The sequence below is a fragment of the Streptomyces sp. NPDC007901 genome, from assembly GCF_042959465.1.
Taxonomy (GTDB): Bacteria; Actinomycetota; Actinomycetes; order Streptomycetales; family Streptomycetaceae; genus Streptomyces.
Genome location: NZ_JBIBKW010000014.1, coordinates 1 through 25,718, shown reverse-complemented (window position 1 = coordinate 25,718; position 25,718 = coordinate 1). Strand labels below are relative to the sequence as shown.

Below are 25,718 nucleotides of genomic sequence, written 5' to 3'. Positions count from 1 at the left end.
ACGGTCTGCATACACTGGCCGGCCGACAGAGTTCGGCCGGTCCCGGCAGGAAGCAGAGACGACAGGTGACAGAAGCGATCCTCCTGGTCGGCGGCAAAGGCACCCGGCTGCGCCCGCTCACGGTCCACACGCCCAAGCCGATGGTCCCGGCGGCGGGCGTGCCCTTTCTGACGCACCAGCTGGCCAGAGCCAGAGCGGCGGGCGTGGACCACATCGTCCTCGCGACGAGCTACCTGGCGGAGATCTTCGAACCGTACTTCGGCGACGGCGCGGCACTCGGCCTGCACATCGAGTACGTCACCGAGGAGGAACCGCTCGGCACCGGCGGCGCGATCCGCAACGTCGCCTCCCGTCTGCACTCGGGCCCCGACGACCCGGTGCTGATCTTCAACGGCGACATCCTGACGGGGCTCGACATCCGCGCCCTGGTGGCCGCGCACGAGTCGACGTCCGCGGATGTCTCCCTCCACCTGACGAAGGTGACGGACCCGCGCGCGTACGGCCTCGTCCCCACCGACGAGACCGGCCGCGTCCTGGCCTTCCTGGAGAAGCCGCAGACGCCGGAGGAGATCGTCACCGACCAGATCAACGCGGGGGCGTACGTCTTCCGCCGCTCGGTCATCGACGCGATCCCGCAGGGCCGTCCGGTGTCGGTGGAACGGGAGACCTTCCCGCAGCTCCTGGCGGCCGGCGCCCATCTCCACGGCATGGTCGACTCGACCTACTGGCTGGACCTCGGCACCCCCGCGGCCTTCGTCCGCGGCTCCGCCGACCTCGTCCTGGGCCGCGCCCCGTCCCCCGCCGTCCCCGGCCGCTGCGGCGACCGCCTGATCCTCCCCACGGCACGGGTGGCGGCGGACGCCAAGCTGACCGGCGGCACGGTGGTGGGCGAGGGCGCGTTCGTGGCGCAGGGCGCGCGGGTCTTCGGCTCGACCATCCTCCCGGGCGCCGTCATCGAGACCGGCGCGGTCATCACCGACTCCCTCATCGGCAACCGCGCCCGCGTCGGCGAACGCGCGGTCCTCACGGGCACGGTCATCGGCGACGGCGCGGTCGTCGGCGCCGACAACGAACTGAAGGAGGGCGCGCGGGTGTGGTGCGACGCCCGGATCCCGGCGGGGGCGGTGCGGTTCTCCTCGGACCAGTAGGGGTGGTGCGGGCGGCTTTTCGTCCGCGGGCGCGTGGGGGCTGGTAGCGCAGTTCCCCGCGCCCCTTGCAGGGCTCACCGAGCCGCGCCCACCCGTGCCGCTGGGGCGGCACGGGTGGGCGCGGGCGGCACCCTGCGAGCGCCGGTAAGCTTCCCCACCCCCGCCCGGCACCAGCACCGGGCCGCTCACAACCGGCCGATGTCCCCTCGCGGCATTTTCGGCGCCCGCCGCGCCGGCGTCTGTCCGCTCAGCAGGATCAGCCGAGCCGCCCGATGCCGCTGCCCCGCATACGGCTCCAGCAACCGCAGCATCGCCTCGTCGTCGGCGTACCGGTCCCCGGCCAGCACCCATCCCACGATCCCCGGCAGGTGCAGGTCCCCGACCGTCACCGCGTCCGCCGCCCCATGACTGCGCTGCACGGTCTCCGCGGACGTCCACGGCCCCACCCCCGGCACCACCTCCAACCGTGCCTGCGCGGCCTCCGCCGTCATCCCCACCGCCTGCTCCAGCCGCGCGGCGACCCGCACCGCCCGCAGGATCGTGGAAGCCCGCTTGTCGTCGACGCCGGCCTTGTGCCATTCCCAGGAGGGGATCAAGGCCCAGGTCCGCGGCGCCGGCATCACCCACATCGGCCGCTCGCTCACCCCCGCGGGCCCGGGCGCCCGCTCCCCGAACTTCCGCACCAGCATCCGCCAGGCCCGGTACGCCTCGTCGGTGGTGACCTTCTGCTCCAGGACCGACGGGATCAGCGACTCCAGCACCAGCCCGGTCCGCGTCAGCCGCAACCCCGGCCGCCGATGCCGGGCAGCCGCCACGACCCGGTGCCGGGGCACGAAGAGCGAAGGGTCGTCGGCCGAGCCGAGCAGCTCCGGCAGCCGCTCCAGCAGCCACTCGGCCCCCGGCCCCCAGGCCTCCCCGCGTACCTCACCGCCGTACCCGGCGACCCGCAGCGTCCCCGGCCCGGCCGGCGTCAGACTGGCCCGCCACACGGACCCGTCCCGGGTGGCCCGGAACGTCGGATCCCCGGGCCCGCGCCGCAGCGGCCCCAGCACCAGCCCCAGATCAAGAGCCCCGCCCGGCTTCCACACCCGAACCCGCCCAGCCGCGACCGCCTGCTTCGGCACACCGACGACAGGCACGACAACCTGCCCACCCCGCACAGTCACACGCGTGGGCCGAGGAGCAAACCGACCAGCCATTCAAAGAATCCTAGGCCTCAAGCGCCCCGCTTTTGGGGCGCGGGGCTGTATCCGACATGCGGCTACCGCCGCGCGGGCGCGACAAGCCACGAACAACCCGCACTCGCCCACTCACAACACTCCCCACCCAATGGGCGCAAGCAACTCACCGCACCTCGATGAAGTCCCCGACCTCCCGCACCGCCCTCTCCCGCGGAGCCTCCGCAGCCTTCCCCACCGCAACCGCCCCCATCGGATCCCACCCCTGAGGCAGCCCCAGCACCTCCCGGACCACCTCCCGGCAGAACATCGTCGACGACACCCACGCCGACCCCAGCTGCTCCCCGGCCAGCGCCACCAGCAGGTTCTGCACCCCGGCCCCCGCCGCGACCACGAACATCTCCCGCTCGGCGGCGTCCCGCCGGGGATCCCCGTACGTGTGGGACCCGTCCATCACCAGACAGGGCACGACCAGATACGGCGCGTTGCGCAGCACGTCCCCCCGCCGTACCCGCTTGGCGATGGACTCCTCCGACTTGCCGTCCTTCCTCAGGTCGGCGATCCACGCGTCCCGCATCGCGTCCAGCAACCGGACGCGCGCCTCCTCCGACTCCAGCAGCACGAACCGCCACGGCGTCGTGTGATGCGGCGCCGGCGCGGTCACGGCCGCGGCGACCGCCCGCCGTACCGCCCCGGGGTCGACGGGATCGTCGGTGAACGCCCGCACGGTGCGCCGTAGCGTCACCGCTTCCCGGACCGCCTCGGACGTGCCGAGCCGGAACATGTCGCTGCCCGTGTCCCGGACCAGCGCGCGCGCACTCCCGCCCGGGTCCCCCTCCTCGGCCACGACGTGCCCGAGCCCGCGCACCACGGCCACCGGCATCCCCGTGGCCTTGCCCTTGACCAGGTCACCGGCGGCGGCCAGTTCGTCGGCCGTGGCGACGACCGTCGCGACCAGCGGATTGCCGTACGCGTCCACGCCCCCGCGCAGATCGTCCAGCACCTGCACTCCGGCGGCGCCGATGGTGACGTCCGTGAGCCCCGAGCGCCAGGGTCGCCCGAAGGTGTCGGTGACGACGACCCCGACGTTGACGCCGAGGGCGTCCCGCAGCCCCGCGCGGATCGCCCGCGCGGACGCGTCGGGGTCCTCCGGCAGCAACAGCACGGTCCCGGAGGGGGTGTTGGAGGCGTCCACCCCGGCCGCCGCCATGACCAGACCCTGCCGGTTCTCCACGATCCGCAACGTCCCGCGCCGGGCCACCACCCGCACGGTCTCCGCGTCGATGGCGGCTTCCCGGTCGGTCGCCTCGACGATCCGCCCCTCGGCCTTGGAAACGATCTTGGACGTGACGATCACCACGTCCCCGTCGGCCAGCCCCGGCTCGGCGGCGGCGATCAGCTTCGCCAGGTCGTCGCCCTGCTGGACCTCGGGGATCCCGGGCAGTGCCCACACCCGGTACCCGGGCACCGCGTCGGTCGCCCCGGTCGTCACGTCGGTCATACCCCGCGCACCTCCTCGGCCAGCGCCAGCGCCTCCCGCGCCATCTGCGCGGCCGCGTCCAGGTCGGTCATCATCAGCGGTACGGCCCGGCAGCGGATGCCGGCCGTCTCGATCCGCGCCACGCTGTCCGCGTCCACGGTGTCGACGAGCCAGCCGTCCAGCAGCCCGGAGCCGTAGTGCTCGGCGACCGCCGCGGCCGTCGACTCCACGCCGACCGCCGCGAGCACCTTGTCGGCCATCCCGCGCACCGGCGCGTCCCCGACGATGGGGGAGAGGCCCACCACCGGCACCCCGGCGCCCGCGATCGCCTCCCGGATGCCGGGCACCGCGAGGATCGTGCCGACGGAGACCACCGGGTTGGACGGCGGGAAGAGGATCACGTCCGCCGCGGCGAGGGCCTCCAGCACGCCGGGCGCCGGCTTGGACTGCTCGGCGCCGACCGGCACGACCGCGTGGGCGGGCACGGACGCCCGCAGCCGTACCCAGTACTCCTGGAAGTGCACGGCCTTGCGCTCGCCGTCGACCTCGACGGCCACATGGGTCTCGACCCGGTCGTCGGTCATCGGGATCAGCCTGACGCCCGGCTTCCAGCGGTCGCACAGCGCCTCGGTCACCGCGCTCAGCGGGTATCCGGCGCCCAGCATCTGGGTGCGCACGATGTGCGTCGCGAAGTCCCGGTCGCCGAGCCCGAACCAGTCCGGGCCCACCCCGTAGGCGGCGAGCTCCTCCTTGAGGTGGAAGGTCTCCTCGGCCCGCCCCCAGCCCTGCTCCTCGTTGATGCCGCCACCGAGCGTGTACATCACCGTGTCGAGGTCCGGGCAGACCTTCAGCCCGAAGAGGTGGATGTCGTCCCCGGTGTTGCCGATGACGGTCACGTCGGCGTCCGGCACGGCCTGCTTCAGACCGCGCAGGAACCGGGCACCGCCGATACCGCCTGCCAGAACCACAATGCGCATGCGCCAAGTCTTGCAGGCGGGTCCGACAACGCGTCACGCAGTCACGGAACGCGCCTCGCAGCAGCTCTGCGTGGTGTGCATCGGCATCTCGGTCAGGCCCGGGTAGTAGACGTGCAGGCTCACCGCCGGCTCCAGCGCGTCGTTCACCACCTCGTGCACATACCCCGGCGCGAACACCCGCTGCGCGCCGGCGCCCAACGCGCGCGTGCCCCGCTCGGTGCGCTCGGTCAGGGTGCCCTCCAGGACGGTCAGCACGCCGGAGGAGCGGCCGTGGTCGTGGAGTCCGCTGCCCTGTCCGGGCACCCAGGAAAGCAGCCAGATCTCGTAACCGGGACCGGTGCGCAGCCGGTGGTACCAGCGGCTCGTCGCGTCGTACTCGACGAGGTGCTCCCACTGCGCGCGGTCCGCGGCGATCGCCCGGGCGAGGCCGACGAACTCGGCCACGGTCACCGGGTGCTCGCGCGGGGGCTGCAGCAGGTGCGGGACTTCGAGGATGTCGCCGGCGATCTGGAGGTCGTTGTCGCTGTTCATGGGGGTGCGTGGTTCCTCAGTGAAGAAGGTCAGAGGGGAACGAAATGCGAAAACCGAGTCCGGGGGACTCGGTCTGCAGCTGGAGCGGCCAGGGTGTGGCTACGGCTCAACAGCTGGAACAGCAACAGCTACAGCGAGCGCGGGCAGCACCGTGGGACCCGGCGGTGCGGGTCGAGGTGAGCGCCAAGTTCGCGAGCATGCCCACAAGGACATCGGTTCACACCTCCCGTGTCAACACGACGCCCGGTATGTGGGACATGTTTCACCTCATCCGGTTCATCTCTCTGCCGAAAGGTTTGTTCATCAAGCACCCGGGACACATGGCGCACAACCGGGCGCGCGAGCCACTTCGGAACGCGATCGAACATCTGGGCGTCCTTCTTCGTACAACCTCTGTATGGGGTCGGGGGCCCTCATGGGTCTCGTCTGCATGTCAAGGTTTATGCCGATTTGAACACTTTCCGCACGGCCTTGGTTCCGCAGAGTGAATAACGGGCCCAATAGCAGATCTCGGCTTGACTCGCCCGGAGCAGCACACTTGTAATTTCACTCGTGTCGTTCAGCCGAAATCGGTAACGGCCAGGCACGGGGACGCGAAAGACAGACGAGGGGCGCACATGACCGAGCTGGTGCAGCAACTGCTGGTCGACGACGCGGACGAGGAACTCGGCTGGCAGGAGCGCGCGCTGTGCGCCCAGACCGACCCCGAGTCCTTCTTCCCCGAGAAGGGCGGCTCCACCAGAGAGGCCAAGAAGGTCTGCCTCGCCTGCGAGGTGCGCTCCGAGTGCCTCGAGTACGCCCTCGCCAACGACGAGCGGTTCGGTATCTGGGGCGGACTGTCCGAGCGGGAGCGCCGCCGGCTCAAGAAGGCCGCGGTCTGAGAGGCCGCCGTCTGAGAGGCCGGCGTCCGAGAGAGGGCCGTCCTGGGCGGGCGTCCACACAACACACACATCTGATCTGCGCGAACGGCCCGTCGCCGGTGGGTTATCCACAGGCGGCGGGCCGTCGACATGCCCAGCCGATAGTGTGGTCGCTCGTCCGAGACGCCTCGCCGCCACCAGCGGGCGCAGGAGTCCACCGCAGTCCATCGAACCGGGGCCCGTACCTCGATGTCCGTGCACAGCCACACGGCAGCCCACGACACCGCTGCCACACCAGAGTTTCCGCGTCATGTGGTGACCGCGGTCCTCGTCTCCCACGACGGCGCCCGCTGGCTGCCCGACGCGCTCGCCGGGCTGCTCGGCCAGGAGCGCCCCGTGCAGTACGCGGTGGCGGCCGACACCGGCAGCGCGGACGACTCCGCGCGGCTGCTCACCGAGTCCCTCGGCGACGGCAACGTGCTGCACCTCGCCCGCCGCACCGGCTTCGGCCAGGCCGTCGAGGAGGTCAGCCGCACCGCGCCCGTCCTCACCCCGGACGAGCTGCCGTACCTGAAGCGGCCCAGCGGCTGGGACCCCGTGACGCGCCAGTGGCGGGACGAGGCGTACGACATGCCCGAACTGCCCTACGGCGAGCCCGTCCAGTGGCTCTGGCTGCTGCACGACGACTGTGCCCCGGAACCCGACGCCCTGGCCCAGCTGCTGCGGGTCGTGGACAACGAGATGGAGCTGGGCCGCGACGACGTGGCGGTCGTCGGCCCCAAGCTGCGCGGCTGGTACGACCGCAGGCAGCTCCTCGAGGTCGGCGTCACCATCGCCAACTCCGGCCGCCGCTGGACCGGCCTGGACCGCCGCGAGCAGGACCAGGGCCAGCACGACCACGTGCGGCCCGTGCTGTCCGTCTCCACCGCCGGCATGCTGGTCCGCCGCGACGTCTTCGAGGAACTCGGCGGCTTCGACCGCAGGCTGCCCCTGATGCGCGACGACGTCGACCTGTGCTGGCGCGCGCACAACGCCGGCCACCGCGTCCTGGTCGCCCCCGAGGCGCTCGTACGGCACGCCGAGGCGGCCTCCCGCGAGCGCCGCGCCGTCGACTGCGCCGGCCGCACCACCGCCTCCCCGCACAAGGTCGACAAGGCCGGCGCGGTCTACACGCTCCTGGTCAACGCCCGGACCGCCGCACTGCCCTGGATCATGCTGCGGCTGGTCCTCGGCACCCTGCTGCGCACGGTCGCCTACCTCGTCGGCAAGGTCCCCGGACAGGCCCTCGACGAGATCCGCGGTCTGCTCGGCACCCTGCTGCGGCCCGAGCGGATCATCGCCGGACGGCGCAGGCGCGGCCCCTCCCAGCTCGACAAGGGCGAGCTGCGCCCGCTGTTCCCGCCGCCCGGCGCCACCGTCCGGGCCACCGTCGAACAGGTCGCCGGCAACTTCTTCGGCGGCGACGACGAGATCTCCGCGGCCGGCCGGCACGGCGGCGCGGTCGAGTCCGGCCCCGGCGGCGACGACGCCGACTTCCTGGAGATCGAGCAGTTCGCCCGCCTCAAGCGCGTCGCCCGCAAACCGGGCCCGGTGCTCTTCCTGGTGCTGCTGCTGTTCTCGCTGGTCGCCTGCCGCGCCCTGCTCGGCACCGGCGCGCTCGCGGGCGGCGCCCTGCTGCCCGCCCCGGGCACCTCCGGCGAGCTGTGGTCGCGCTACCTGGACGCCTGGCACTCGGTCGGCGCCGGCGGCACCCCGTCCGCCCCGCCGTATCTCGCGATCGTCGCCTCGTTCGCCTCCCTGCTGTTCGGCTCGACCGGGCTCGCCGTGACCGTGCTGCTGGTCTGCTCGGTGCCGCTCGCCGGGTTCACCGCCTACTTCGCCTCCCGGCCGCTGGTCACCTCGCGCCTGCTGCGCGCCTGGGCGGCCATCGCCTACGCCTTCCTGCCCGCCGTCACCGGCGCCCTCGCCGGCGGCCGCATCGGCACCGCGGTCCTGGCCATCCTGCTGCCGCTGATCGCCCGCGCGGGCGTCGCGGCCGGCGGCCTCGCGAACTCCTCCGGAGCGCGCGGCAGTTGGCGCGCCACCTGGGCGTACGCGCTGCTGCTGACCATCACCACCGCGTTCACGCCGATCGTCTGGCCGATCGCCCTGGTCCTCGGCATCGCCGTGCTGGCCGTCCGCCGTACCGACCTGGTCGCCTCCGGCCTGCGGCTGCTGGTCCAGCTCGGCACCCCCCTGCTGGTCCTCGCGCCCTGGTCGCTGACCCTGCTGCCGTCCGGCTTCTTCAAGGAGGCGGGGCTGGAGTACGGCGCCTCGGCCGCCTCCGCCCTGGACCTGCTCGGCGCCAGCCCGGGCGGCCCCGGCACGGTGGACGGGCTGATGCTGATCGGCGTCGTCCTGGCCGCGCTGGCCGCCCTGCTGCGCTCCGAGCGCCAGTCGGCGGTCCGCACCGCCTGGGCGGTCGCCCTGATCGGCCTGGTCTTCGCGGTGCTCTCCAACAGCTCCACCTGGGCGGGCCCCGCGACCCTCGTCTACGGCATCGCGATTTTGTCCGCCGCCGCGCTCGGCGCCGACGGGGCACGCGCGCGGGTCGCCGAGCAGAGCTTCGGCTGGCGCCAGCCGGTCGCCGCCCTGATCGCCTTCGCCTCCGCCGCGGGCCCGCTGCTGCTCGCCGCCGGCTGGATGATCGCGGGCGCCGACGGCCCGGTCGAGCGCCGGGACCCCACCCAGGTGCCCGCGTTCGTCGCCGAGGACAGCGGCACCACCGACCAGGTCCGCACCCTCGTCCTCGACAGCGACAGCACCGCGCACGTGAACTACATGCTGGTGCGCGGCTCCGGCGCCCGCATGGGAGACGCCGAGGCCGCCGCGGCCGACGGCGAGAACGCCCAGCTCGACAAGGTCGTCGCCAACCTGGTCGCCGGCTCCGGCGCCGACCAGGCCGACCAGCTCGGCGGGTTCGCGGTGCGCTACGTCCTCGTCCACAAGGGCGCACCCCGTGACGTCACGCGCGTGCTGGACGCCACGCCCGGCCTGAGCCGGCTCAGCCAGCAGGACGGCGGCGCCCTGTGGCGCGTCGACCAGCAGGTCTCCCGCGCGACCATCGTCTCCGCCAACGGCTCGGGCACGCCGGTCTCCGTCGCCGCGGGACCCGTCGACATCCACACCACCGTCCCGTCCGGCGCCGACGGCAGGATCCTGCGCGTGGCCGACTCGGCCGCGTCCGGCTGGACCGCCACCCTGGACGGCAAGCCGCTCACCCGCACCACCGTGGACGGCTGGGCCCAGGGCTTCGAACTCCCCTCCTCCGGCGGGAAGCTCGACGTCACCTATGACACCCCGGTCGCCCACACCGCCTGGCTGTGGGCGCAGGGCGCGCTCGCCGTCGTCCTGGTCGTGCTCGCCCTGCCCGGCCGCCGCCGCGACGTCGACGACGACCTCCCCGAGGAGCAGCCGATCCCCGCCCAGGCCGTCGAGGGCGAGGGCCGCCGCGCCCGCCGCCTGCGCGCCCAGGCGGAGGCCGAGGAGGAGACGGCTGCGGACGACGGCACCGACGTCCCGGCGCCCGAGGAGGAGCAGCCCCCGGTCGCGGTCCCGCACCAGCAGTCGTACGACGAATGGAATCCGGCGTCCTACCCGGCGGCCGACGGCTACAACACCGGCTACGCCGACCAGTACCAGGACGCGAGCGCCGGCCAGTACCAGGCGGGCGGCTACGACCAGCAGACGTACGACCCCTACCAGACCGGCCAGTACGACCCGTACGCCTCCGGCGGGCAGCAGGGGCAGCCGGCGTACGACCCGACGTACCAGCAGGGCTACGACCCCGCCTATGACCCGGCCGCCCAGCAGCACCACGGCACCGGCGGCGAGCACCACGACGGGAGCCAGCAGCAGTGAACCGCACCACCCTGTCCCTGTTCGCCGGTACGGCCGCTCTCGCGGCGGTCACCGGGTTCGCCGCGCTCGACCAGCCGGCCGCGCCCCCCGCGCACACCGCCGAGGCGGCCGCCCAGCTGCCCGTGGAGCGCACCACGCTGCTGTGCCCGGCGCCCAGCCTGTCCGACATAGCCGACACCTCGTACACGTCGTTCACGCCCGTCACCAAGGGCGCCACGAGCGACGGCAAGGCCGCGCTGCAGGCCGCCACCGAGCAGTCGGCGGACGGGACGGGCGGCGGCAAGAAGAAGGCGGCCAAGCCGGTCCTCACCCCGAAGGCGCCCGGCACCCCGGTCACCGGTGACACCTCCGGTGCCGACGGGCCCGCCTACGTCGGCACCGCCGAGGGCAAGTACGCGTCCGGCTGGACCGTCCAGGAGACCACCGAGGTCGCCGCGGGCACCGGACGCGGCCTCCAGGGGGTCAACTGCACGCCGGCCGACACCGACTTCTGGTTCCCCGGCGCCAGCACCGCCGCGAGCCGCACCGACTACGTGCACCTCACCAACCCGGACGACAGCGCCGCCGTCGTCGACATCGAGCTGTACGGCAAGGACGGCCAGCTCAAGTCCACGGTGGGGGAGGGCATCACGGTCCAGCCGCACGCCAGCGAGCCGGTCCTGCTGTCCACGCTCTCCGACGCGCGGCAGACCGACCTGACCGTGCACGTGAACGTGCGCAGCGGCCGGGTCGGGGCGAGCGTGCAGGCCCTGGACGACAAGACCGGCGGCGACTGGCTGGCCGCCTCCGCCGACCCGGCGGGCAGTCTGGTGCTGCCCGGCATCCCCAAGGACGCCACGGACGTCCGGCTGATCGCCTTCACCCCCGGCGACAACGACGCGGACCTGAAGGTGCGCCTCGCCTCCCCGGACGGCACCATCACCCCGGCCGGCAACGAGACGCTGCACGTGAAGTCGGGCATGACCACCGCGGCCGACCTCGGTGACGTCACGCGCGGCGAGGCGGGCTCGCTGATCCTCACGCCCACCGACCAGTCCGTCCCGGTGGTGGCCGCCCTGCGCGTCACCCGCGGCAAGCCCGGCAAGCAGGAGACCGCGTACATCCCGGCGACCGCGCCGATCGGCACGCGCGCGACGTCCGCCGACAACAGCGGCAAGGGCACCACCCTCTCCCTGACCGCCCCCACCGGCACCGCGCAGGTCAAGGTCACGGCGTCGGCGGGCAGCGAGGGCGGCACGGCGGTGTCCAAGACGTTCACGATCAAGTCCGGCACCACCCAGGACATCGACGCCCCGGTCCCGTCCGGCCTCAAGGGCACCTACGCCCTGACCGTGGAACCGCTCTCCGGCGCCCCGGTCTACGGCGCGCGCACCCTGGCGGCCACCGAGGACGGCATCCCGGGCTTCACGATCCAGACCCTTCCGGACGACCGCGGCACGGTGGCCGTACCGGAGGCGGACCAGGACGTGTCGGTGCTGCAGAAGTGACGGTGGGCGGGGCGCCGGGGGGTCAGTCCTCGCCGTACCGGGGATCCACCGTCTCCGGGGTGAGTCCGAGCAGCTCGGCGACCTGCTCCACCACGACCTCGTGCACCAGCGCGGCCCGCTCGTCGCGTCCCTTGGTGCGGATCTCGACCGGCCGCCGGTAGACGACCACCCGCGCCCGCCGTCCCTCGCGCGCGGGAATGATGCCGCCCAGCGGCACCGCCTCGTCGCTCCAGCTCTCCCCGTGCCGGTCCTGGAGCCGGGGCACTTCGAGGACGAGGAAATCGATGTCGGCGAGCTGCGGCCAGCGCCGCTCCAGCCGCTCCACGGAGTCCTGCACCAGGTCCGCGAACACATCGGCGCGGCTCGCGGCCAGCGGCACCTGAGGAGGCGCGATCGGCCCGCGCATCCCCCGACCGTGGCGATCGCGTCGACGAGGCCCGGGGTCGGCGGCACGGGGCGGTACACGGTTCTCCATCACTGGTGAAGCGTAGTCCTCGCGGGCTCCCGCCGTGCCGCTCCGCGCACCAACACCACCCCAGGCGACATGTCACAGGATGACCATTCCAGCCAAGGTTGGGCTCGTTTCCGTATCCCTACGAGACCGACGAACTCAAGGCAATTGACGGTGTTTGTGCTGACTCATGACCGGATGCGGTGCCGCCCGAGATCCCGAACGGCACCGTCCACGCAGGTCAGCGAGGCGTGTCCGGAGGGGTGTGTGGGGCGTCTCACAACACGACACGGTGGAGTGACCTGGGGGAGAGTCGTCGCGGCCCGCTCAAGAGTGCGGTACCGTCCAACGTCGTGAGCCCTGTACGTCGCTGTTCGCGAACCGCCTGCGGCCGCCCCGCCGTCGCGACGCTGACGTACGTCTACGCCGACTCGACCGCGGTCCTCGGCCCGCTCGCCACCTACGCCGAACCCCACTGCTACGACCTGTGCGCCGAGCACTCCGAGCGCCTCACCGCCCCGCGCGGCTGGGAGGTCGTCCGGCTCCTCGACGGCTCCGCGCCCGCGCGGCCGAGCGGGGACGACCTGGAGGCGCTCGCGAACGCGGTGCGCGAGGCGGCCCGCCCGCAGGAGCGCGCGGCCCAGGCGGGCGGCGGACGCGGCGCGGACCCGATGGAGGTCGCGCGACGCGGCCATCTGCGGGTGCTGCGGTCGCCGGACGACTGACGTCCCCCTCGCGACAGCTGCCGACTTTCGGGCGGCGAATCGTTCCTTCTCCTGCGGTCGCCCTCTGCCGGCGTTCCGTTCAGTGATGCACGCCCATTGACGTGCGCTTGTCGCGGACACGACCATTCCGGGTAACCGTCGGCGGGAAATCGCTTTCCGCATGCCGGAATCCGGGGAGGCGCCCGTGTACGTCCAGGAACTGGAACCCGTCGCCGGCTCGCTCGGTCTGTCCGCCCTCGTCGCCGCCCTGCCGCTGCTGATCGTCCTGGTCCTGCTCGGCGGTGTCCGCGCGAAAGCCCACCTGGCGGGCCTGTGCGGCCTTCTCGCGGCCGTACTCGTCGCGATGCTCGCCTACCGCATGCCCCTGGGCCAGACGCTCTCCAGCGCCGCCCAGGGCGCCGCGTTCGGCCTGTTCCCGATCCTGTGGATCGTGGTCAACGCCCTGTGGGTGTACCGGATGACGGTCCGCACCCGGCACTTCGACGTCCTGCGTCGCTCGTTCGGGCGACTCTCCGACGACCCGCGCGTCCAGGCCCTGGTGATCGCCTTCTGCTTCGGCGCCCTCCTGGAAGCACTGGCCGGATTCGGCGCCCCGGTCGCGATCTGCTCGGTGATGCTCGTCGCCCTCGGCTTCGACCCGGTCCGCGCGGCGGTGGTCTCCCTGGTCGCCAACACGGCCCCGGTCGCCTTCGGCGCGATGGGCACCCCGGTGGTGACGCTCGCCCAGGTCACCGGGCTGCCCCTCGACTCGGTCGCCTCGGTGGTGGGCCGCCAGACGCCGCTGCTCGCCCTGGTGGTGCCGCTGGTGCTGGTCGGCCTGGTCGACGGCGCGCGCGGGCTGCGTGACACGTGGGTTCCCGCCCTGGCGTGCGGAATCGCCTTCGCCGCCGCCCAGTTCGCCGCCTCCAACTACCTCTCCGCCCAACTCGCCGACATCTGCGCCGCCCTGGCCGGCACGGCCGCCCTGCTCGCCGTACCGCACGCGCGCGTGCCCGCGACGGAGGAGGTCCGCGCGGCCGTGCTCACCGGCGCCCGCAGCGCGGACCTCGACGAACCCGACCGGCGCCCCGAAGTCCTGCGCGCCTACGCCCCGTACGCCCTCATCGTCGTGATCTTCTCCGTCGCCCAGATCCCGGCCGTCAAGGACTGGCTGGCGCGGGCCACCCAGGTCTACGACTGGCCCTTCCTGGACGTCGTCAACCCGAAGGGCGAACCGGTCGGCGGAAACCTCTTCACCTGGCCGGTCGTCTCCACGGGCGGCACGCTGGTCCTGTTCGCCGGCGTGGCCACGGCGGCCGTGCTGCGGGTGCACGCGCGCGTGGCGGTCGCGGAGTGGGCGGCGACGGTACGGGAGTTGAGGTTCGCGATCCTCACCGTGACGTCCGTCCTCGCGCTCGCCTACGTCATGAACCTCTCCGGACAGGCGGCCACCATCGGCCACTTCGTGGCGGCGGCCGGCGCGGGTCTGGCCTTCCTCTCCCCGGTCCTCGGCTGGTTCGGCGTCGCCGTCTCCGGCTCCGACACCTCGGCCAACGCGCTCTTCGGAGCCCTCCAGGTGAGCGCCGCGCACGAGTCGGGCCTCTCACCGGAACTCCTCGCGGCCGCCAACAGCTCCGGCGGCGTCCTCGGCAAGATGATCTCCCCACAGAACCTCACGATCGCCTGCGCCGCGGTCGGCCTGGCGGGCCGCGAGGGCGACCTGCTGCGCAAGGTGCTGCCGTGGAGCCTCGGGCTCCTGCTGGTGATGTGCCTGATCGTGGTGGGACAGAGCTCGCCGGTACTGGGGTGGATGCTGCCGTGAGGGCGGGGGGAGAGGGGCGCAGGGCGGGCCCCGGGAGGGCCGGTCGTGGTCAGTCGTGGCCGGTTCTGGCCGATCGTGTCCGATCGCGGCGGTGTGCGTCTGGGCGCCTCGGAGCGGCTCGGGGCGCCCTGGGCGCGTCGGGCAGCGCCGGAGCGCGTCGGGCTGCGTCGCCGGTTCTGGCTGATCGTGTGCGATCGCGTCTGATCGCGGCGGTGCGCGTCCCGGCGCCTCTGGGCGGTCCGGAGTGTGTCGGGTAGCGCCGGAGTGTGTCGGGCTGAGTCGTCGGTTTGCCTCGGACCGCGTCGACCGCGTTGGACCACGTCGGACCGAACCGAGTGGGCGCCAGACCGAGTAAGGCAGGCATCCGACCGAGTTGGACCGGTGTTGGATCGTCGCAGATCACGGCGGGGTGTCGTGGGGAAGTCCGTCGTGAGTCCGCCAGGGGATGCCGCGTCCGGCCGTTACCCGGGCCAGGTAGTTTGGGGCGACCGATAGGAATTCAGGAGGGTTGGCCCGTGGCTGCTGATCTGTCGCAGATCGTGAAGGCGTACGACGTGCGCGGGGTGGTCCCGGACCAGTGGGACGAGGGGCTCGCCGAGTTGTTCGGCGCCGCGTTCGTCCAGGTGACCGGCGCCGCCGCGATCGTCGTCGGCCATGACATGCGGCCCTCCTCGCCCGGCCTGACCCGCGCCTTCGCGCGCGGTGCGGCGGCGCGTGGCGTCGACGTCACCGAGATCGGCCTGTGCTCGACCGACCAGTTGTACTACGCCTCGGGCGCCTTCGGCCTGCCCGGCGCGATGTTCACGGCCTCGCACAACCCGGCGCAGTACAACGGCATCAAGATGTGCCGCGCGGGCGCCGCGCCGGTGGGCCAGGACACCGGCCTGGCGGAGATCCGGGAGCTGGCGGAACGCTGGTCGGAGGAGGGCGCCCCCGAGCCGGCCGCCACCCCGGGAACGATCACCACCCGCGACACGTTGACGGACTACGCGGCCTATCTGCGCGCACTCGTGGACCTCGCCTCCATCCGCCCCCTGAAGGTCGTGGTCGACGCGGGCAACGGCATGGGCGGCCACACGGTCCCGACGGTCTTCGAGGGCCTGCCCCTGACCCTGGTCCCGATGTACTTCGAGCTGGACGGCACCTTCCCGAACCACGAGGCCAACCCGCTCGACCCCGCCAACATCGTCGACCTCCAGCAGCGCGTCCGCGAGGAGTCCGCCGACCTCGGCCTGGCCTTCGACGGCGACGCGGACCGCTGCTTCGTCGTGGACGAGCGCGGCGAGCCGGTCTCCCCGTCGGCGATCACCGCCCTCGTCGCCGCCCGCGAACTGGCGAAGAACGGCGGCAAGGGCACCGTCATCCACAACCTGATCACGTCCTGGACCGTCCCCGAGGTGGTCCGGGAGAACGGCGGCACCCCGGTCCGCACCCGGGTCGGCCACTCCTTCATCAAGGCCGAGATGGCGAGGTCCGGCGCGATCTTCGGCGGCGAGCACTCGGCCCACTACTACTTCAAGGACTTCTGGAACGCCGACACGGGCATGCTGGCCGCCCTGCACGTCCTCGCGGCCCTCGGCGGCCAGACGGCACCCCTGTCGTCCCTCGTCGCCCAGTACGACCGCTACACCGGCTCCGGCGAGATCAACTCCACGGTCGCCGACCAGCGGGCCAGCCTCGCGGAGATCCGCGCGGTCTACGGAGACCGCGACGACCTCACCCTGGACGACCTCGACGGCCTCACCGTCACCGCCGCCGACTGGTGGTTCAACGTCCGCCCGTCCAACACCGAACCGCTGCTCCGCCTGAACGCGGAGGGGCGCGACGAGGCGACGATGACGAAGGTGCGGGACGAGGTGCTGGCGATCATCAGGGGCTGAGCCCCCTGGGCGGTCACTCCGGCGGAGGGCCACCGGTCACCCGTGGCCAGCCCAACCCACCCCACCGGCGGTAACCTGACCGCACGCGAACATCCCGCCCCCGAAGGGAAACCCCATGCCGCTCGAAGCCGGCCTCCTGGAGATCCTCGCCTGCCCGGCCTGCCACGCCCCCCTCAAGGAGCAGGAGGCCGAGCTGATCTGCACCGGTCAGGACTGCGGCCTGGCGTACCCCGTCCGTGACGGCATCCCCGTCCTCCTCGTCGACGAGGCCCGCCGCCCGGCGTAAGCAGCACAGCAGCAAGTCCCACAACCGCACCACACCAGGACAAGGACCTCGGCAACCGGAGGCCGCTCCCATGCTCGACGATTCGCTGCTCGACGCCCCGGAGGGCCTCGCCGAGGCCGACCGCCGAGGTCTGCTTCGCGGTGCGGCCGAGGCCGGCGCCCGCGTCCGTACGGCCGCCCGGCAGGCCACCGAGGCCGGTGTCCAGGAGCTGAAGCCGGACGGCCGTCCGCGCGCCGTCCTGATCGCGGGCCCCGGAGTCGCCGCCACCCACGCCGCCGACCTGCTCGGCACGCTGGCCGGCCCCGGCAGCCCCGTCACCCGCCTGGCCCCCACCGGCGTCGCCCCGGCCGCCGGTGCCCTGCGCTGGGAGCTCCCGGGCTGGGCCGGCTCCGTCGACCTGCTCCTGATCGCCACCCCGGACGGCACCGAGCCCAGCCTCTCCCTCCTCGCCGACCAGGCCTACCGGCGCGGCTGCTCGGTCGCCGCCGTCGCCCCCGCCGGCACCCCGCTCGCCGAGGCGGTGGCGGGCGCCCACGGCCTGTTCATGCCGATGGCGACAGCACCGTACGACCACGGCGAACCCCTCGCCGGCTCCTCCTCGGGCGTCCTGTGGGCGCTGCTCACCCCGCTGCTCACGCTCCTCGACCGCATCGGCCTGCTCACCGCCCCGCCGGAGGCCCTGGAGAAGGTCGCCGACCGCCTCGACCTCATCGCCGAGCGCTGCGGCCCGGCCATCGTGACCTACAGCAACCCCGCCAAGACCCTCGCCGCGGAACTCGCGGACGCGCTCCCGGTGGTCTGGACGGAGGGCGGCTCGGCAGGCCCCGCCGGCCGCCGCTTCGCCGCCGCCCTCGCCGAACTGGCCGGCCGCCCCGCCCTGGTAGCCGAACTCCCCGAGGCTCTGGCGGCGCACCACGCCCTGCTCGCCGGCCCGCTCGCCGCCAGCGCCGACCCCGACGACTTCTTCCGTGATCGCGTGGAGGAGGCGCCCGCGCTGCACGCGTGCGTGGTGCTGCTCCGCGACCGACCCATCGGCGGCCTCACAGCGGCGCCCGCCGCCCGCGACCTCGCGCTCAGCCACGACACCCCGATCAGCGAGCTGGAGCCCGAGGCGGGGGACGAGCTGGAGACCTTGGCGGAACTGATCGCCGTCACGGATTTCGCCGCCGTTTACCTCACGCTCGCTTCCAGGGCCTGAGGTGGACACCGACACCGGGACCGCCGTACGAAGGACGGCCTGAGGGCCGTACCGGGGCGGACCGGTGGCGGAACACAAGGTGAACACGATCGCCGCGCACCGCTGCACGGCGTGACTCGCCGCCGTACCGCGCCTTACGCAGACAGAACCGGCAGAGCGCAGAGAGAAGTCATGGACCGCCTCGACAACACCATCCGCCCCTACGCCTGGGGTTCCCCGACCGCCATCCCGAAGCTGCTCGGGGTCGAGCCGAGCGGCGAGCCGCAGGCGGAGATGTGGATGGGCGCGCACCCGGGCGCCCCCTCGCGCACCGAGCGCGGCACGCTCGTCGACATCATCGACGCGAACCCGAAGGTCGAGCTGGGCGAGGCGGCCGTGGCCAAGTTCGGCCCGCGCCTGCCCTTCCTGCTCAAGATCCTCGCCGCCGGCGCCCCGCTCTCCCTCCAGGTGCACCCCAACCTGGAGCAGGCCAGGGAGGGTTACGAGGACGAGGAGCGGCGCGGCATCCCGGTGGACGCCCCGCACCGCAACTACAAGGACGCCAACCACAAGCCCGAACTGATCTGCGCGCTCACCGAGTTCGACGGACTGTGCGGCTTCCGCGCCCCGGAGCAGGCGGCCGAACTCCTCGACGGCCTCGGCGTCGACTCCCTCAAGCCGTACGTCGACCTGCTGCGTGCCCACCCCGAGGAAGCGGCCCTGCGCGAGGTCCTCACCGCGATCCTCACCGCCGACCGCGAGGAGATGGCCCACACGGTCGCCGAGTCGACGGCCGCCTGCACCCGCCTCGGCGGCGACTACCTGCCGTACGCCGACATCGCCCACCACTACCCGGGCGACCCCGGTGTGATCGCCGCGATGCTCCTGAACTACGTCCGGCTGCAGCCCGGCGAGGCACTCTTCCTCGGCGCCGGCATCCCGCACGCCTACCTCGACGGCCTCGGCGTCGAGATCATGGCCAACTCCGACAACGTCCTGCGCTGCGGCCTGACCCCCAAGCACGTCGACGTCCCCGAACTCCTGCGCGTCGTCCGCTTCGAGGCGGGCGACCCGGGCGTGCTGTGCCCCGAGGCGGCCCCGGACGGCGAGGAGGTCTACGAGACGCCGATCGACGAGTTCCGGCTCTCCCGGTACGTCCTGCCCGAGGGCACCACCGCCCACGACCTGACCCTGCCCACCCCGCAGATCCTGCTCTGCACGGCCGGTACGGTCCGCACGGGCGAGTACGACCTCGCCCCCGGGCAGTCGGTGTTCGTTCCCGCGGGCGAGAAGGCCGAGGTGTCGGGCGCGGGCACGGTCTTCCGTGCCACGGTGATCGTCTGAGGGAACCGCGTTGCCGGATGGGTGTGATGGTCGTACCGGGGTTGTGGACACCTGACGGGCCGCTCCCGGACAGGGCTGCAAGAATGACCCATCGGCAAAGCACGGGCAAAGAGCCCGCGTCCGGGCGGGCACCCGCCCGGACGGCGTAGACGGACGACGGCGAGAACGGTGAGAAGGGACAACGCGAACATATGAGCGCGTCAGGCGGCACCAGGGCGATCGTGGCGGCACTCGGCGCCAACCTCGCGATCGCGGTATCGAAGTTCGTGGCGTTCGCGTTCAGCGGCTCCTCGTCGATGCTCGCCGAGGGCGTCCACTCGCTCGCCGACTCCGGCAACCAGTTCCTGCTGCTCATCGGCGGCAAGAAGGCCCAGCGCGAGGCGACCCCGCAACACCCCTTCGGCTACGGCCGCGAGCGGTACATCTACGCCTTCCTCGTCTCGATCGTCCTCTTCTCGGTCGGCGGCATGTTCGCCATCTACGAGGGCTACGAGAAGATCAGCCACCCGCACGAGGTGGAGCACTGGTACTGGCCGGTGGGCGTCCTCGTCTTCGCGATAATCGCCGAGGGCTTCTCCTTCCGCACGGCCATCAAGGAGTCCAACGAGCTGCGGGGCAAGCTGTCCTGGTCCCAGTTCATCCGCCGCGCCAAGGCCCCCGAGCTGCCCGTCGTCCTCCTCGAGGACTTCGGCGCGCTCATCGGTCTCGTCCTCGCCCTCTTCGGCGTCGGCCTCGCCCTGCTCACCGACGACGGCGTCTGGGACGGCATCGGCACGGTCTGCATCGGCGTCCTGCTCGTCCTGATCGCCCTGGTCCTCGCCGCCGAGACCAAGTCCCTCCTCCTCGGCGAGGCCGCCGGCGTCGAGGAGGTCAAGAAGATCGAGGCCGCGATCGTCGACGGCGACACGGTCACCGGCATCATCCACATGCGCACCCTCCACCTCGGCCCCGAGGAACTCCTGATCGCCGCCAAGATCGCCGTCCAGCACGACGACACGGCCGCCGAGGTCGCGAACGCCATCAACGCCGCCGAGGCCCGTATCCGCGAGGCCGTCCCCATCGCCCGCGTGATCTACCTCGAACCCGACATCTACAGCGAGGCCGAGGCCGCCAAGGGCCCCGACCCGAAGGCCACCCCGGGCGGCCCCACCCCGCATCCGGCCGGCCACTGATCCCTGGCCGGCAGCACGGGCCGACCCCCAACCTCATCCCCCTTCACACCGCGCCCCCACCCCTCGAACGGCGTGAACTGTTCGGAGGCGGACTGGGGGCGGCCCGCTCCTCCGGTGTAGCTTGGGACGGAGCCAGACGTCGCTGCTGATGGCGGTCGGGCGGTCCCACACGGACCGGCCGAGGGAGAGAGGGCCTCCGACGGACTGCGCTGCGCGCACGTGGGCATGCCTGTGTCCTCTTCTCGGGCACCCCTGTGTCCGCCGCCGCGCAGACCAGCCGCACCCACCCTCGTCCCAACCCCGAGGAGCAGTTCGCAATGACGACTGTCGACAACCGACAGGACTTCAAGGTCGCCGACCTCTCCCTGGCCGACTTCGGCCGCAAGGAGATCACCCTCGCCGAGCACGAGATGCCCGGCCTGATGTCGATCCGCAAGGAGTACGCCACCGCGCAGCCGCTGGCCGGCGCCCGCGTCACCGGCTCCCTGCACATGACCGTGCAGACCGCCGTCCTGATCGAGACCCTGGTCGCCCTGGGCGCGCAGGTCCGCTGGGCGTCCTGCAACATCTTCTCCACCCAGGACCACGCGGCCGCCGCCATCGCCGTCGGCCCCAACGGCACGCCCGACAACCCGCAGGGCGTCCCGGTCTTCGCCTGGAAGGGCGAGACCCTGGAGGAGTACTGGTGGTGCACCGAGCAGGCGCTGACCTGGCCGGACAGCCCCACCGGCGGCCCCAACATGATCCTCGACGACGGCGGTGACGCCACCCTCCTCGTCCACAAGGGCGTCGAGTACGAGAAGGACGGCAAGGTCCCGTCCGTCGACACCGCCGAGTCCGACGAGCACCGCGTCATCCTCGAACTCCTGCACCGCACCATCACGGACGGCTCGCAGAAGTGGACCCAGCTGGCCTCCGAGATCCGCGGCGTCACCGAGGAGACCACGACCGGCGTCCACCGCCTGTACGAGATGCAGCGCGACGGCGTCCTCCTCTTCCCGGCGATCAACGTCAACGACGCCGTCACCAAGTCGAAGTTCGACAACAAGTACGGCTGCCGCCACTCCCTGATCGACGGCATCAACCGCGCCACCGACGTCCTGATCGGCGGCAAGACCGCCGTCGTCTGCGGCTACGGCGACGTGGGCAAGGGCTGCGCGGAGTCCCTGCGCGGACAGGGCGCCCGGGTGATCATCACCGAGATCGACCCGATCTGCGCCCTCCAGGCCGCGATGGACGGCTACCAGGTCACGACCCTCGACGAGGTCATCGACAAGGCCGACATCTTCGTCACCACGACCGGCAACAAGGACATCATCATGGCCTCGGACATGGCCAAGATGAAGCACCAGGCCATCGTCGGCAACATCGGCCACTTCGACAACGAGATCGACATGGCCGGCCTCGCCAAGGTCCCCGGCATCGTCAAGGACGAGGTCAAGCCGCAGGTCCACACCTGGACCTTCCCCGACGGCAAGGTGCTCATCGTCCTCTCCGAGGGCCGCCTGCTGAACCTGGGCAACGCCACCGGCCACCCGTCGTTCGTGATGTCCAACTCCTTCGCGGACCAGACGCTGGCCCAGATCGAGCTGTTCACCAAGCCCGACGAGTACCCGGTCGGCGTCTACACGCTGCCCAAGCACCTCGACGAGAAGGTCGCCCGCCTGCACCTGGACTCGCTCGGCGTGAAGCTCACGACGCTCCGCCCCGAGCAGGCCTCGTACATCGGCGTGAAGGTCGAGGGTCCGTACAAGTCGGACCACTACCGCTACTGAGTCCGGTACCGAGTCCGAGCCCCGACCTCCGGGGAACGCGCCCGTGCACCGGACGCGCTCCCCGGAGGCAGGTCCTCCGGTCCACCGGGACAGGCCCCCGCACCCCCGTGCCGGGGGCCTGTCCCTTTGGTCCGCCGACCACCCACCTGGCCGTACGACCGGACCGGGCGCCGGACCCTTCCCCCGTCAAGCCCCAGGACCCCCATGCCCCGCGGCCGCTATTCGCTCCACGATCCGCACGATCACACCCCCCTCGGCGAAGAACACTTCCAGTGCGCCCCCGGCCCCTCCGGCTGGCGTTATGTCTCCCAAGTGACCACCCCCTCCGGTGACCACGGCGGCTCCGTCGATCTCGCCCTCGACGAACTCGGCCGCCCCATCCGCCTCGAACTCCACGCCGGGAGCTGGCAGGTGCGCGGCGCCGCACTCGACGGCGTCACCTGGGTCCGCACGGACCCCACCGGCACTCAAGCCACCGAAGGCAATGTGCGCGCCCACGCCTTCACCGGCACGTCCCCCGCGTTCCTGATCGCCACCGCCCGCCTCCTGCGCCTCACCCCTTCCGCCGCCGCGACCCGCGTACGCCTCGTGGCCTTCACGGCCCCGGTCCTCGCCCCACGCACCGTGGACCAGTCCTGGGCCTTGCTGGAAAGAGAAACACACGCCACTGACAACGGCCCCCTGACCGTGGACGAGTACCAGGTCACAGCCCTGGACACCGGCGAACAGCACATCGTGCACCTCGCCGGCGACGTGGTCCTGGCAGCGCCCGGGATCGAGCTGGAGGACCTGCAGTCGCCACCGTCCGTCTTCAACGACTGACCACGCCGGACGCGCCGGGTACGCCGGACGGTTTGGACGTGGTGGACGTGTCGGACGTGTTGGATGCGTTGGATGTGCCGGGTCGTGCTTACGCCGGCGGCACGAAACCGGTGGACGGCCGCTCGGCCGTCGGCGCCGGAGGAGGGACGGGCGCCGGGGCCGGGGCCTGCTCCACCGGCGGCGGATACATCACGGTCGGCACCGGCGGCACCGGCTGGTACGGGGCGGGAGGCGCGGGAGCCTGCGGCACCGGAGGGACGTAGCCCTGGTGGGGCACCGGGGGAGCGTAGCCCTGCCCGTATCCATAGGGAGCCCCGGGCGCCGAGGGGCCGTACCCGTGAGGAGCACCCGGCGCCGGTGGAGCGAACGTGCCAGGTGCCCCGGGGACAGAAGAGGCGGCATGCTCGGCGAAGGCCCGCCGGGCCTCACGGGCCTGCCGCTCCTGCGCCACCGCCGCCAGATACGCGGCCGGCGGGATGCCCTGCGGAGCCGGCGTCCCCGTCCGGTTCGCGAGATCGGTCGCGAGCTGCTCAGCCATCGCCCAGGAGACCTGCGGATCAAGCTGCTGCATCCGCGTCAGGTACTGCCGCACGGCCAGCCACAGCCCGTCCGGAACCGCCGACAGGTCCAGCTCGGCGAATCGCCCGGACAGCCAGGGCGGAGGCGGCGGAATGAAACGGGCCTGCCCGACGGGCACCCGCTCCCGCACGACCAGCGTCCCGGCGAACACGTCGCCCAACCGCCGCCCACGCGCCGAGACCAGCGAGGAGATGCAGGCGACGACCCCGAAGGTCATCAGAATCTCGACCACGCCGAGGGCACCACGCACCAGCGCGTGCCGGAAGCGGATGGGCCCGCCGTCGTCGCGTACGACGCGCAGTCCGCAGGCCATCTTCCCGAGCGAGCGCCCGTGGCTCAGTGTCTCCACCGCGATCGGCGCGCCCACCAGCAGCAACAGGAAGGTGGCGATCGACAGCGCGATCTGCGCGGCCTCATCGAGGGAAGCGGTCGCCGCCACCAGTCCGATCGTCACCCCGATGTACACGATCATGGCCACGATCAGGTCGAGCAGCACCGCCAGCGCCCTGCTGGGCACTTTCGCGGGACGCAGTTCGAGCGCCACCGCCTCGCCCGTCACCAGCTCACTCACGCCCGCCGCCTTCCCCTGGTCTGCCCTGTACGGAGCAAGTCTGCCAAGCTGAGGGCGCATCGCGCCGCAGTACGACAAGCTGACAGCTAAGACAGACAGTCGACGACCAGCCGAGGAGCAGGCAGACCCGATGGACCTCGACGTCTTCGTCTCCGCACACCGAGTCGAGTGGGACCGCCTCGACGCGCTCCTGCGCCGGCAGCGGCGCCTCAACGGAACCGAAGCCGACGAGCTCGTCGCCCTCTACCAGCGCACCGCCACCCATCTCTCCCTGATCCAGTCCAGCGCTCCCGATCCCCAGCTCGTCGGACGCCTCAGCCAGCTCGTGGCACGCGCGCGCAGTGCGGTGACCGGCACCCGCCGTGCCTCCTGGCGCGATGTCGCCCGGTTCCTCGGGCAGGGATTCCCGGCCGCCGTCTACCGCTCCCGTCACTGGTGGGTCCCCACCGCGCTCCTCTCGACCGCGATCGCGATCCTCCTGGGCTGGTGGATAGGCACGCATCCGGACGTGCAGGCGACCATCGCGGCCCCCAGCCAGCTCCGCGAGCTGACCCGTCCCGGCGGCGAGTACGAGACCTACTACTCGAGCCACCCCGCGGCTTCCTTCGCGGCCCAGGTGTGGACGAACAACGCCAGGGCCGCAGCGATGTGCCTGGTCCTGGGCGTCTTCCTCGGCCTCCCGGTCCTCTGGATCCTCTTCGAGAACATGCTCAACCTGGGCGTCGGCTTCGGCCTGATGTCCTCGGCCGGCCGTCTCGACACCTTCCTGGGCCTGGTCCTCCCGCACGGGCTGCTCGAACTCACCGCGGTCTACGTGGCCGCCGGCACCGGACTCCGTCTCGGCTGGACCCTGATAGACCCGGGCCCGCGCAGTCGCCGTACGGCCCTGGCGGAGGAGGGGCGCGCGGCCGTGGGCATGGCGATCGGCCTGGCCCTGGTCCTGTTCGTCTCCGGTGCCATCGAAGGCTTCGTCACCCCGTCCGGCCTGCCCACCTGGGCCCGCATAGGCATCGGGGTGGCAGCCGAGCTGGCCTTCCTGGCGTACGTCTTCGTCCTCGGCGGTCGGGCCGCGCGTGCCGGCGAGACGGGCGACCTGGAGGAGACCGAGCGCAGTGCGTTCGTCCCAACGGCCGCCTGATGTGCGGAGACCCCCCGTGAGCTGCTAGTCTCCTCTTCGCCCCGGAAGACCCGTTGACACGGGCCGGGTGGGGAGGTAGATTCAAACAGTTGCCTAGAACTGGACAGGTTCGGGGCTGATCGTTAGAATCGATCTGCTTCATAACGGAGACTTCTCTCCGAACATCGAAGCCACTTCCGATTTACTCAGAAATGAGTGGCCGGTCAGAACGGCCAAGGACTTCTGATAAAGTCGGACTCGCCGAAAGGGAGCCGGAAGGCAACCGAAAAGGCAAAGGCCCTCCAACGGCCACCGGAAATGAATTCCGACCGGAAACGGAACGGAAAACGGATCTGGTAAGGTTGGAACACCGAAGGGAAGCCCGGAGGAAAGCCCGAGAGGGTGAGTACAAAGGAAGCGACCGTTCCTTGAGAACTCAACAGCGTGCCAAAAGTCA

21 protein-coding genes are annotated in these 25,718 nt (G+C 72.1%); 14 read left to right on the top strand and 7 right to left on the bottom strand.

Annotated elements, in window-relative coordinates; genetic code table 11:
• Positions 1 to 65: 65 nt before the first annotated feature.
• Positions 66 to 1,148, top strand: a complete 1,083-nt coding sequence (locus ACFZDK_RS36490) for a sugar phosphate nucleotidyltransferase (RefSeq protein ID WP_390978775.1) — start codon at positions 66 to 68, stop codon at positions 1,146 to 1,148.
• 185 nt (positions 1,149 to 1,333) lie between these two features.
• Here ACFZDK_RS36490 and ACFZDK_RS36485 read toward each other — a convergent pair whose 3' ends face one another.
• From ACFZDK_RS36485 to ACFZDK_RS36470, 4 genes are all read right to left on the bottom strand, one after another.
• On the bottom strand, positions 1,334 to 2,347 hold the full coding sequence (locus ACFZDK_RS36485) for a DNA-3-methyladenine glycosylase family protein (protein ID WP_390978773.1): 1,014 nt from the start codon (positions 2,345 to 2,347) through the stop codon (positions 1,334 to 1,336).
• A 145-nt stretch (positions 2,348 to 2,492) separates the two neighbouring features.
• On the bottom strand, positions 2,493 to 3,827 hold the full coding sequence (locus ACFZDK_RS36480) for a coenzyme F420-0:L-glutamate ligase (RefSeq protein ID WP_390978771.1): 1,335 nt from the start codon (positions 3,825 to 3,827) through the stop codon (positions 2,493 to 2,495).
• The gene (gene cofD, locus ACFZDK_RS36475) at positions 3,824 to 4,783 is read right to left on the bottom strand and encodes a 2-phospho-L-lactate transferase (RefSeq protein WP_390978769.1); all 960 of its coding nucleotides are present in this window, start codon (positions 4,781 to 4,783) and stop codon (positions 3,824 to 3,826) included. The genes ACFZDK_RS36480 and cofD overlap by 4 nt, the downstream gene beginning before the upstream one ends.
• A 33-nt stretch (positions 4,784 to 4,816) precedes the next feature.
• The gene (locus ACFZDK_RS36470) at positions 4,817 to 5,314 is read right to left on the bottom strand and encodes a cupin domain-containing protein (protein ID WP_390978767.1); all 498 of its coding nucleotides are present in this window, start codon (positions 5,312 to 5,314) and stop codon (positions 4,817 to 4,819) included.
• Positions 5,315 to 5,931: 617 nt separating this feature from the next.
• Here ACFZDK_RS36470 and ACFZDK_RS36465 point away from each other — a divergent pair.
• From ACFZDK_RS36465 to ACFZDK_RS36455, 3 genes are all read left to right on the top strand, one after another.
• Complete coding sequence (locus ACFZDK_RS36465) at positions 5,932 to 6,195, top strand: WhiB family transcriptional regulator (RefSeq protein ID WP_003975777.1); 264 nt, start codon at positions 5,932 to 5,934, stop codon at positions 6,193 to 6,195.
• A 228-nt stretch (positions 6,196 to 6,423) separates the two neighbouring features.
• Entirely contained in the window at positions 6,424 to 10,074 is a 3,651-nt protein-coding gene (locus ACFZDK_RS36460; protein ID WP_390978765.1) for a glycosyltransferase, read from the top strand.
• A complete protein-coding gene (locus ACFZDK_RS36455; RefSeq protein ID WP_390978763.1) occupies positions 10,071 to 11,561 on the top strand; it encodes a DUF5719 family protein in 1,491 nt (496 codons plus the stop codon). Before ACFZDK_RS36460 ends, ACFZDK_RS36455 begins: the two co-directional genes overlap by 4 nt.
• A 22-nt stretch (positions 11,562 to 11,583) precedes the next feature.
• Here ACFZDK_RS36455 and ACFZDK_RS36450 read toward each other — a convergent pair whose 3' ends face one another.
• On the bottom strand, positions 11,584 to 12,036 hold the full coding sequence (locus tag ACFZDK_RS36450; RefSeq protein WP_355717486.1) for a metallopeptidase family protein: 453 nt from the start codon (positions 12,034 to 12,036) through the stop codon (positions 11,584 to 11,586).
• A gap of 278 nt (positions 12,037 to 12,314) precedes the next feature.
• Here ACFZDK_RS36450 and ACFZDK_RS36445 point away from each other — a divergent pair, with 278 nt between their 5' ends.
• The 9 genes from ACFZDK_RS36445 (at position 12,315) to ACFZDK_RS36405 (ending at position 22,994) form a co-directional block, all read left to right on the top strand.
• Complete coding sequence (locus ACFZDK_RS36445; protein WP_390979148.1) at positions 12,315 to 12,737, top strand: DUF3499 family protein; 423 nt, start codon at positions 12,315 to 12,317, stop codon at positions 12,735 to 12,737.
• 184 nt (positions 12,738 to 12,921) lie between these two features.
• Positions 12,922 to 14,538: a lactate permease LctP family transporter gene (locus ACFZDK_RS36440; RefSeq protein ID WP_390979146.1), complete on the top strand. Its 1,617-nt coding sequence runs from the start codon at positions 12,922 to 12,924 to the stop codon at positions 14,536 to 14,538.
• 515 nt (positions 14,539 to 15,053) lie between these two features.
• Positions 15,054 to 16,418 carry a phosphomannomutase/phosphoglucomutase gene (locus ACFZDK_RS36435; RefSeq protein ID WP_390978761.1) on the top strand — a complete coding sequence of 455 codons (1,365 nt, stop codon included), beginning with the start codon at positions 15,054 to 15,056 and terminating at the stop codon, positions 16,416 to 16,418.
• A gap of 115 nt (positions 16,419 to 16,533) precedes the next feature.
• Positions 16,534 to 16,704 carry a Trm112 family protein gene (locus tag ACFZDK_RS36430; RefSeq protein WP_015659983.1) on the top strand — a complete coding sequence of 57 codons (171 nt, stop codon included), beginning with the start codon at positions 16,534 to 16,536 and terminating at the stop codon, positions 16,702 to 16,704.
• Positions 16,705 to 16,774: 70 nt separating this feature from the next.
• Entirely contained in the window at positions 16,775 to 17,902 is a 1,128-nt protein-coding gene (locus ACFZDK_RS36425; RefSeq protein WP_390978758.1) for an SIS domain-containing protein, read from the top strand.
• Between the two features lie 171 nt (positions 17,903 to 18,073).
• Positions 18,074 to 19,225, top strand: a complete 1,152-nt coding sequence (gene manA / locus ACFZDK_RS36420; RefSeq protein ID WP_390978756.1) for a mannose-6-phosphate isomerase, class I — start codon at positions 18,074 to 18,076, stop codon at positions 19,223 to 19,225.
• A gap of 191 nt (positions 19,226 to 19,416) precedes the next feature.
• Positions 19,417 to 20,397, top strand: a complete 981-nt coding sequence (locus ACFZDK_RS36415) for a cation diffusion facilitator family transporter (protein ID WP_390978754.1) — start codon at positions 19,417 to 19,419, stop codon at positions 20,395 to 20,397.
• Positions 20,398 to 20,714: 317 nt separating this feature from the next.
• Positions 20,715 to 22,172 carry an adenosylhomocysteinase gene (gene ahcY, locus ACFZDK_RS36410; RefSeq protein ID WP_390978752.1) on the top strand — a complete coding sequence of 486 codons (1,458 nt, stop codon included), beginning with the start codon at positions 20,715 to 20,717 and terminating at the stop codon, positions 22,170 to 22,172.
• 204 nt (positions 22,173 to 22,376) lie between these two features.
• Positions 22,377 to 22,994 (top strand): hypothetical protein, encoded by a 618-nt coding sequence (locus ACFZDK_RS36405; protein WP_390978750.1) that lies wholly within the window; start codon positions 22,377 to 22,379, stop codon positions 22,992 to 22,994.
• A gap of 88 nt (positions 22,995 to 23,082) precedes the next feature.
• Here ACFZDK_RS36405 and ACFZDK_RS36400 read toward each other — a convergent pair whose 3' ends face one another.
• Positions 23,083 to 24,144, bottom strand: coding sequence for an RDD family protein (locus ACFZDK_RS36400; RefSeq protein WP_390978748.1), 1,062 nt, complete (start codon positions 24,142 to 24,144; stop codon positions 23,083 to 23,085).
• Between the two features lie 130 nt (positions 24,145 to 24,274).
• Here ACFZDK_RS36400 and ACFZDK_RS36395 point away from each other — a divergent pair, with 130 nt between their 5' ends.
• Positions 24,275 to 25,282, top strand: coding sequence for a stage II sporulation protein M (locus tag ACFZDK_RS36395; protein ID WP_390978746.1), 1,008 nt, complete (start codon positions 24,275 to 24,277; stop codon positions 25,280 to 25,282).
• A 203-nt stretch (positions 25,283 to 25,485) separates the two neighbouring features.
• Here the strand turns inward: ACFZDK_RS36395 and ACFZDK_RS36390 are convergent.
• The coding region (locus ACFZDK_RS36390; RefSeq protein ID WP_390978744.1) for a hypothetical protein at positions 25,486 to 25,718 on the bottom strand (233 nt) is incomplete at its 5' end.

Excerpts from the sequence above, each read along its gene's own strand:
- ACFZDK_RS36465 (WP_003975777.1), top strand. The coding sequence starts at position 5,932 with ATGACCGAGCTGGTGCAGCAACTGCTGGTCGACGACGCGGACGAGGAA.
- cofD (WP_390978769.1), bottom strand. The coding sequence starts at position 4,783 with ATGCGCATTGTGGTTCTGGCAGGCGGTATCGGCGGTGCCCGGTTCCTG.
- ACFZDK_RS36415 (WP_390978754.1), top strand. The coding sequence starts at position 19,417 with ATGAGCGCGTCAGGCGGCACCAGGGCGATCGTGGCGGCACTCGGCGCC.
- ACFZDK_RS36480 (WP_390978771.1), bottom strand. The coding sequence starts at position 3,827 with ATGACCGACGTGACGACCGGGGCGACCGACGCGGTGCCCGGGTACCGG.
- ACFZDK_RS36460 (WP_390978765.1), top strand. The coding sequence starts at position 6,424 with ATGTCCGTGCACAGCCACACGGCAGCCCACGACACCGCTGCCACACCA.
- ACFZDK_RS36405 (WP_390978750.1), top strand. The coding sequence starts at position 22,377 with ATGCCCCGCGGCCGCTATTCGCTCCACGATCCGCACGATCACACCCCC.
- manA (WP_390978756.1), top strand. The coding sequence starts at position 18,074 with ATGGACCGCCTCGACAACACCATCCGCCCCTACGCCTGGGGTTCCCCG.
- ACFZDK_RS36430 (WP_015659983.1), top strand. The coding sequence starts at position 16,534 with ATGCCGCTCGAAGCCGGCCTCCTGGAGATCCTCGCCTGCCCGGCCTGC.
- ACFZDK_RS36470 (WP_390978767.1), bottom strand. The coding sequence starts at position 5,314 with ATGAACAGCGACAACGACCTCCAGATCGCCGGCGACATCCTCGAAGTC.
- ACFZDK_RS36450 (WP_355717486.1), bottom strand. The coding sequence starts at position 12,036 with ATGGAGAACCGTGTACCGCCCCGTGCCGCCGACCCCGGGCCTCGTCGA.
- ahcY (WP_390978752.1), top strand. The coding sequence starts at position 20,715 with ATGACGACTGTCGACAACCGACAGGACTTCAAGGTCGCCGACCTCTCC.
- ACFZDK_RS36425 (WP_390978758.1), top strand. The coding sequence starts at position 16,775 with ATGCTCGACGATTCGCTGCTCGACGCCCCGGAGGGCCTCGCCGAGGCC.
- ACFZDK_RS36485 (WP_390978773.1), bottom strand. The coding sequence starts at position 2,347 with ATGGCTGGTCGGTTTGCTCCTCGGCCCACGCGTGTGACTGTGCGGGGT.
- ACFZDK_RS36395 (WP_390978746.1), top strand. The coding sequence starts at position 24,275 with ATGGACCTCGACGTCTTCGTCTCCGCACACCGAGTCGAGTGGGACCGC.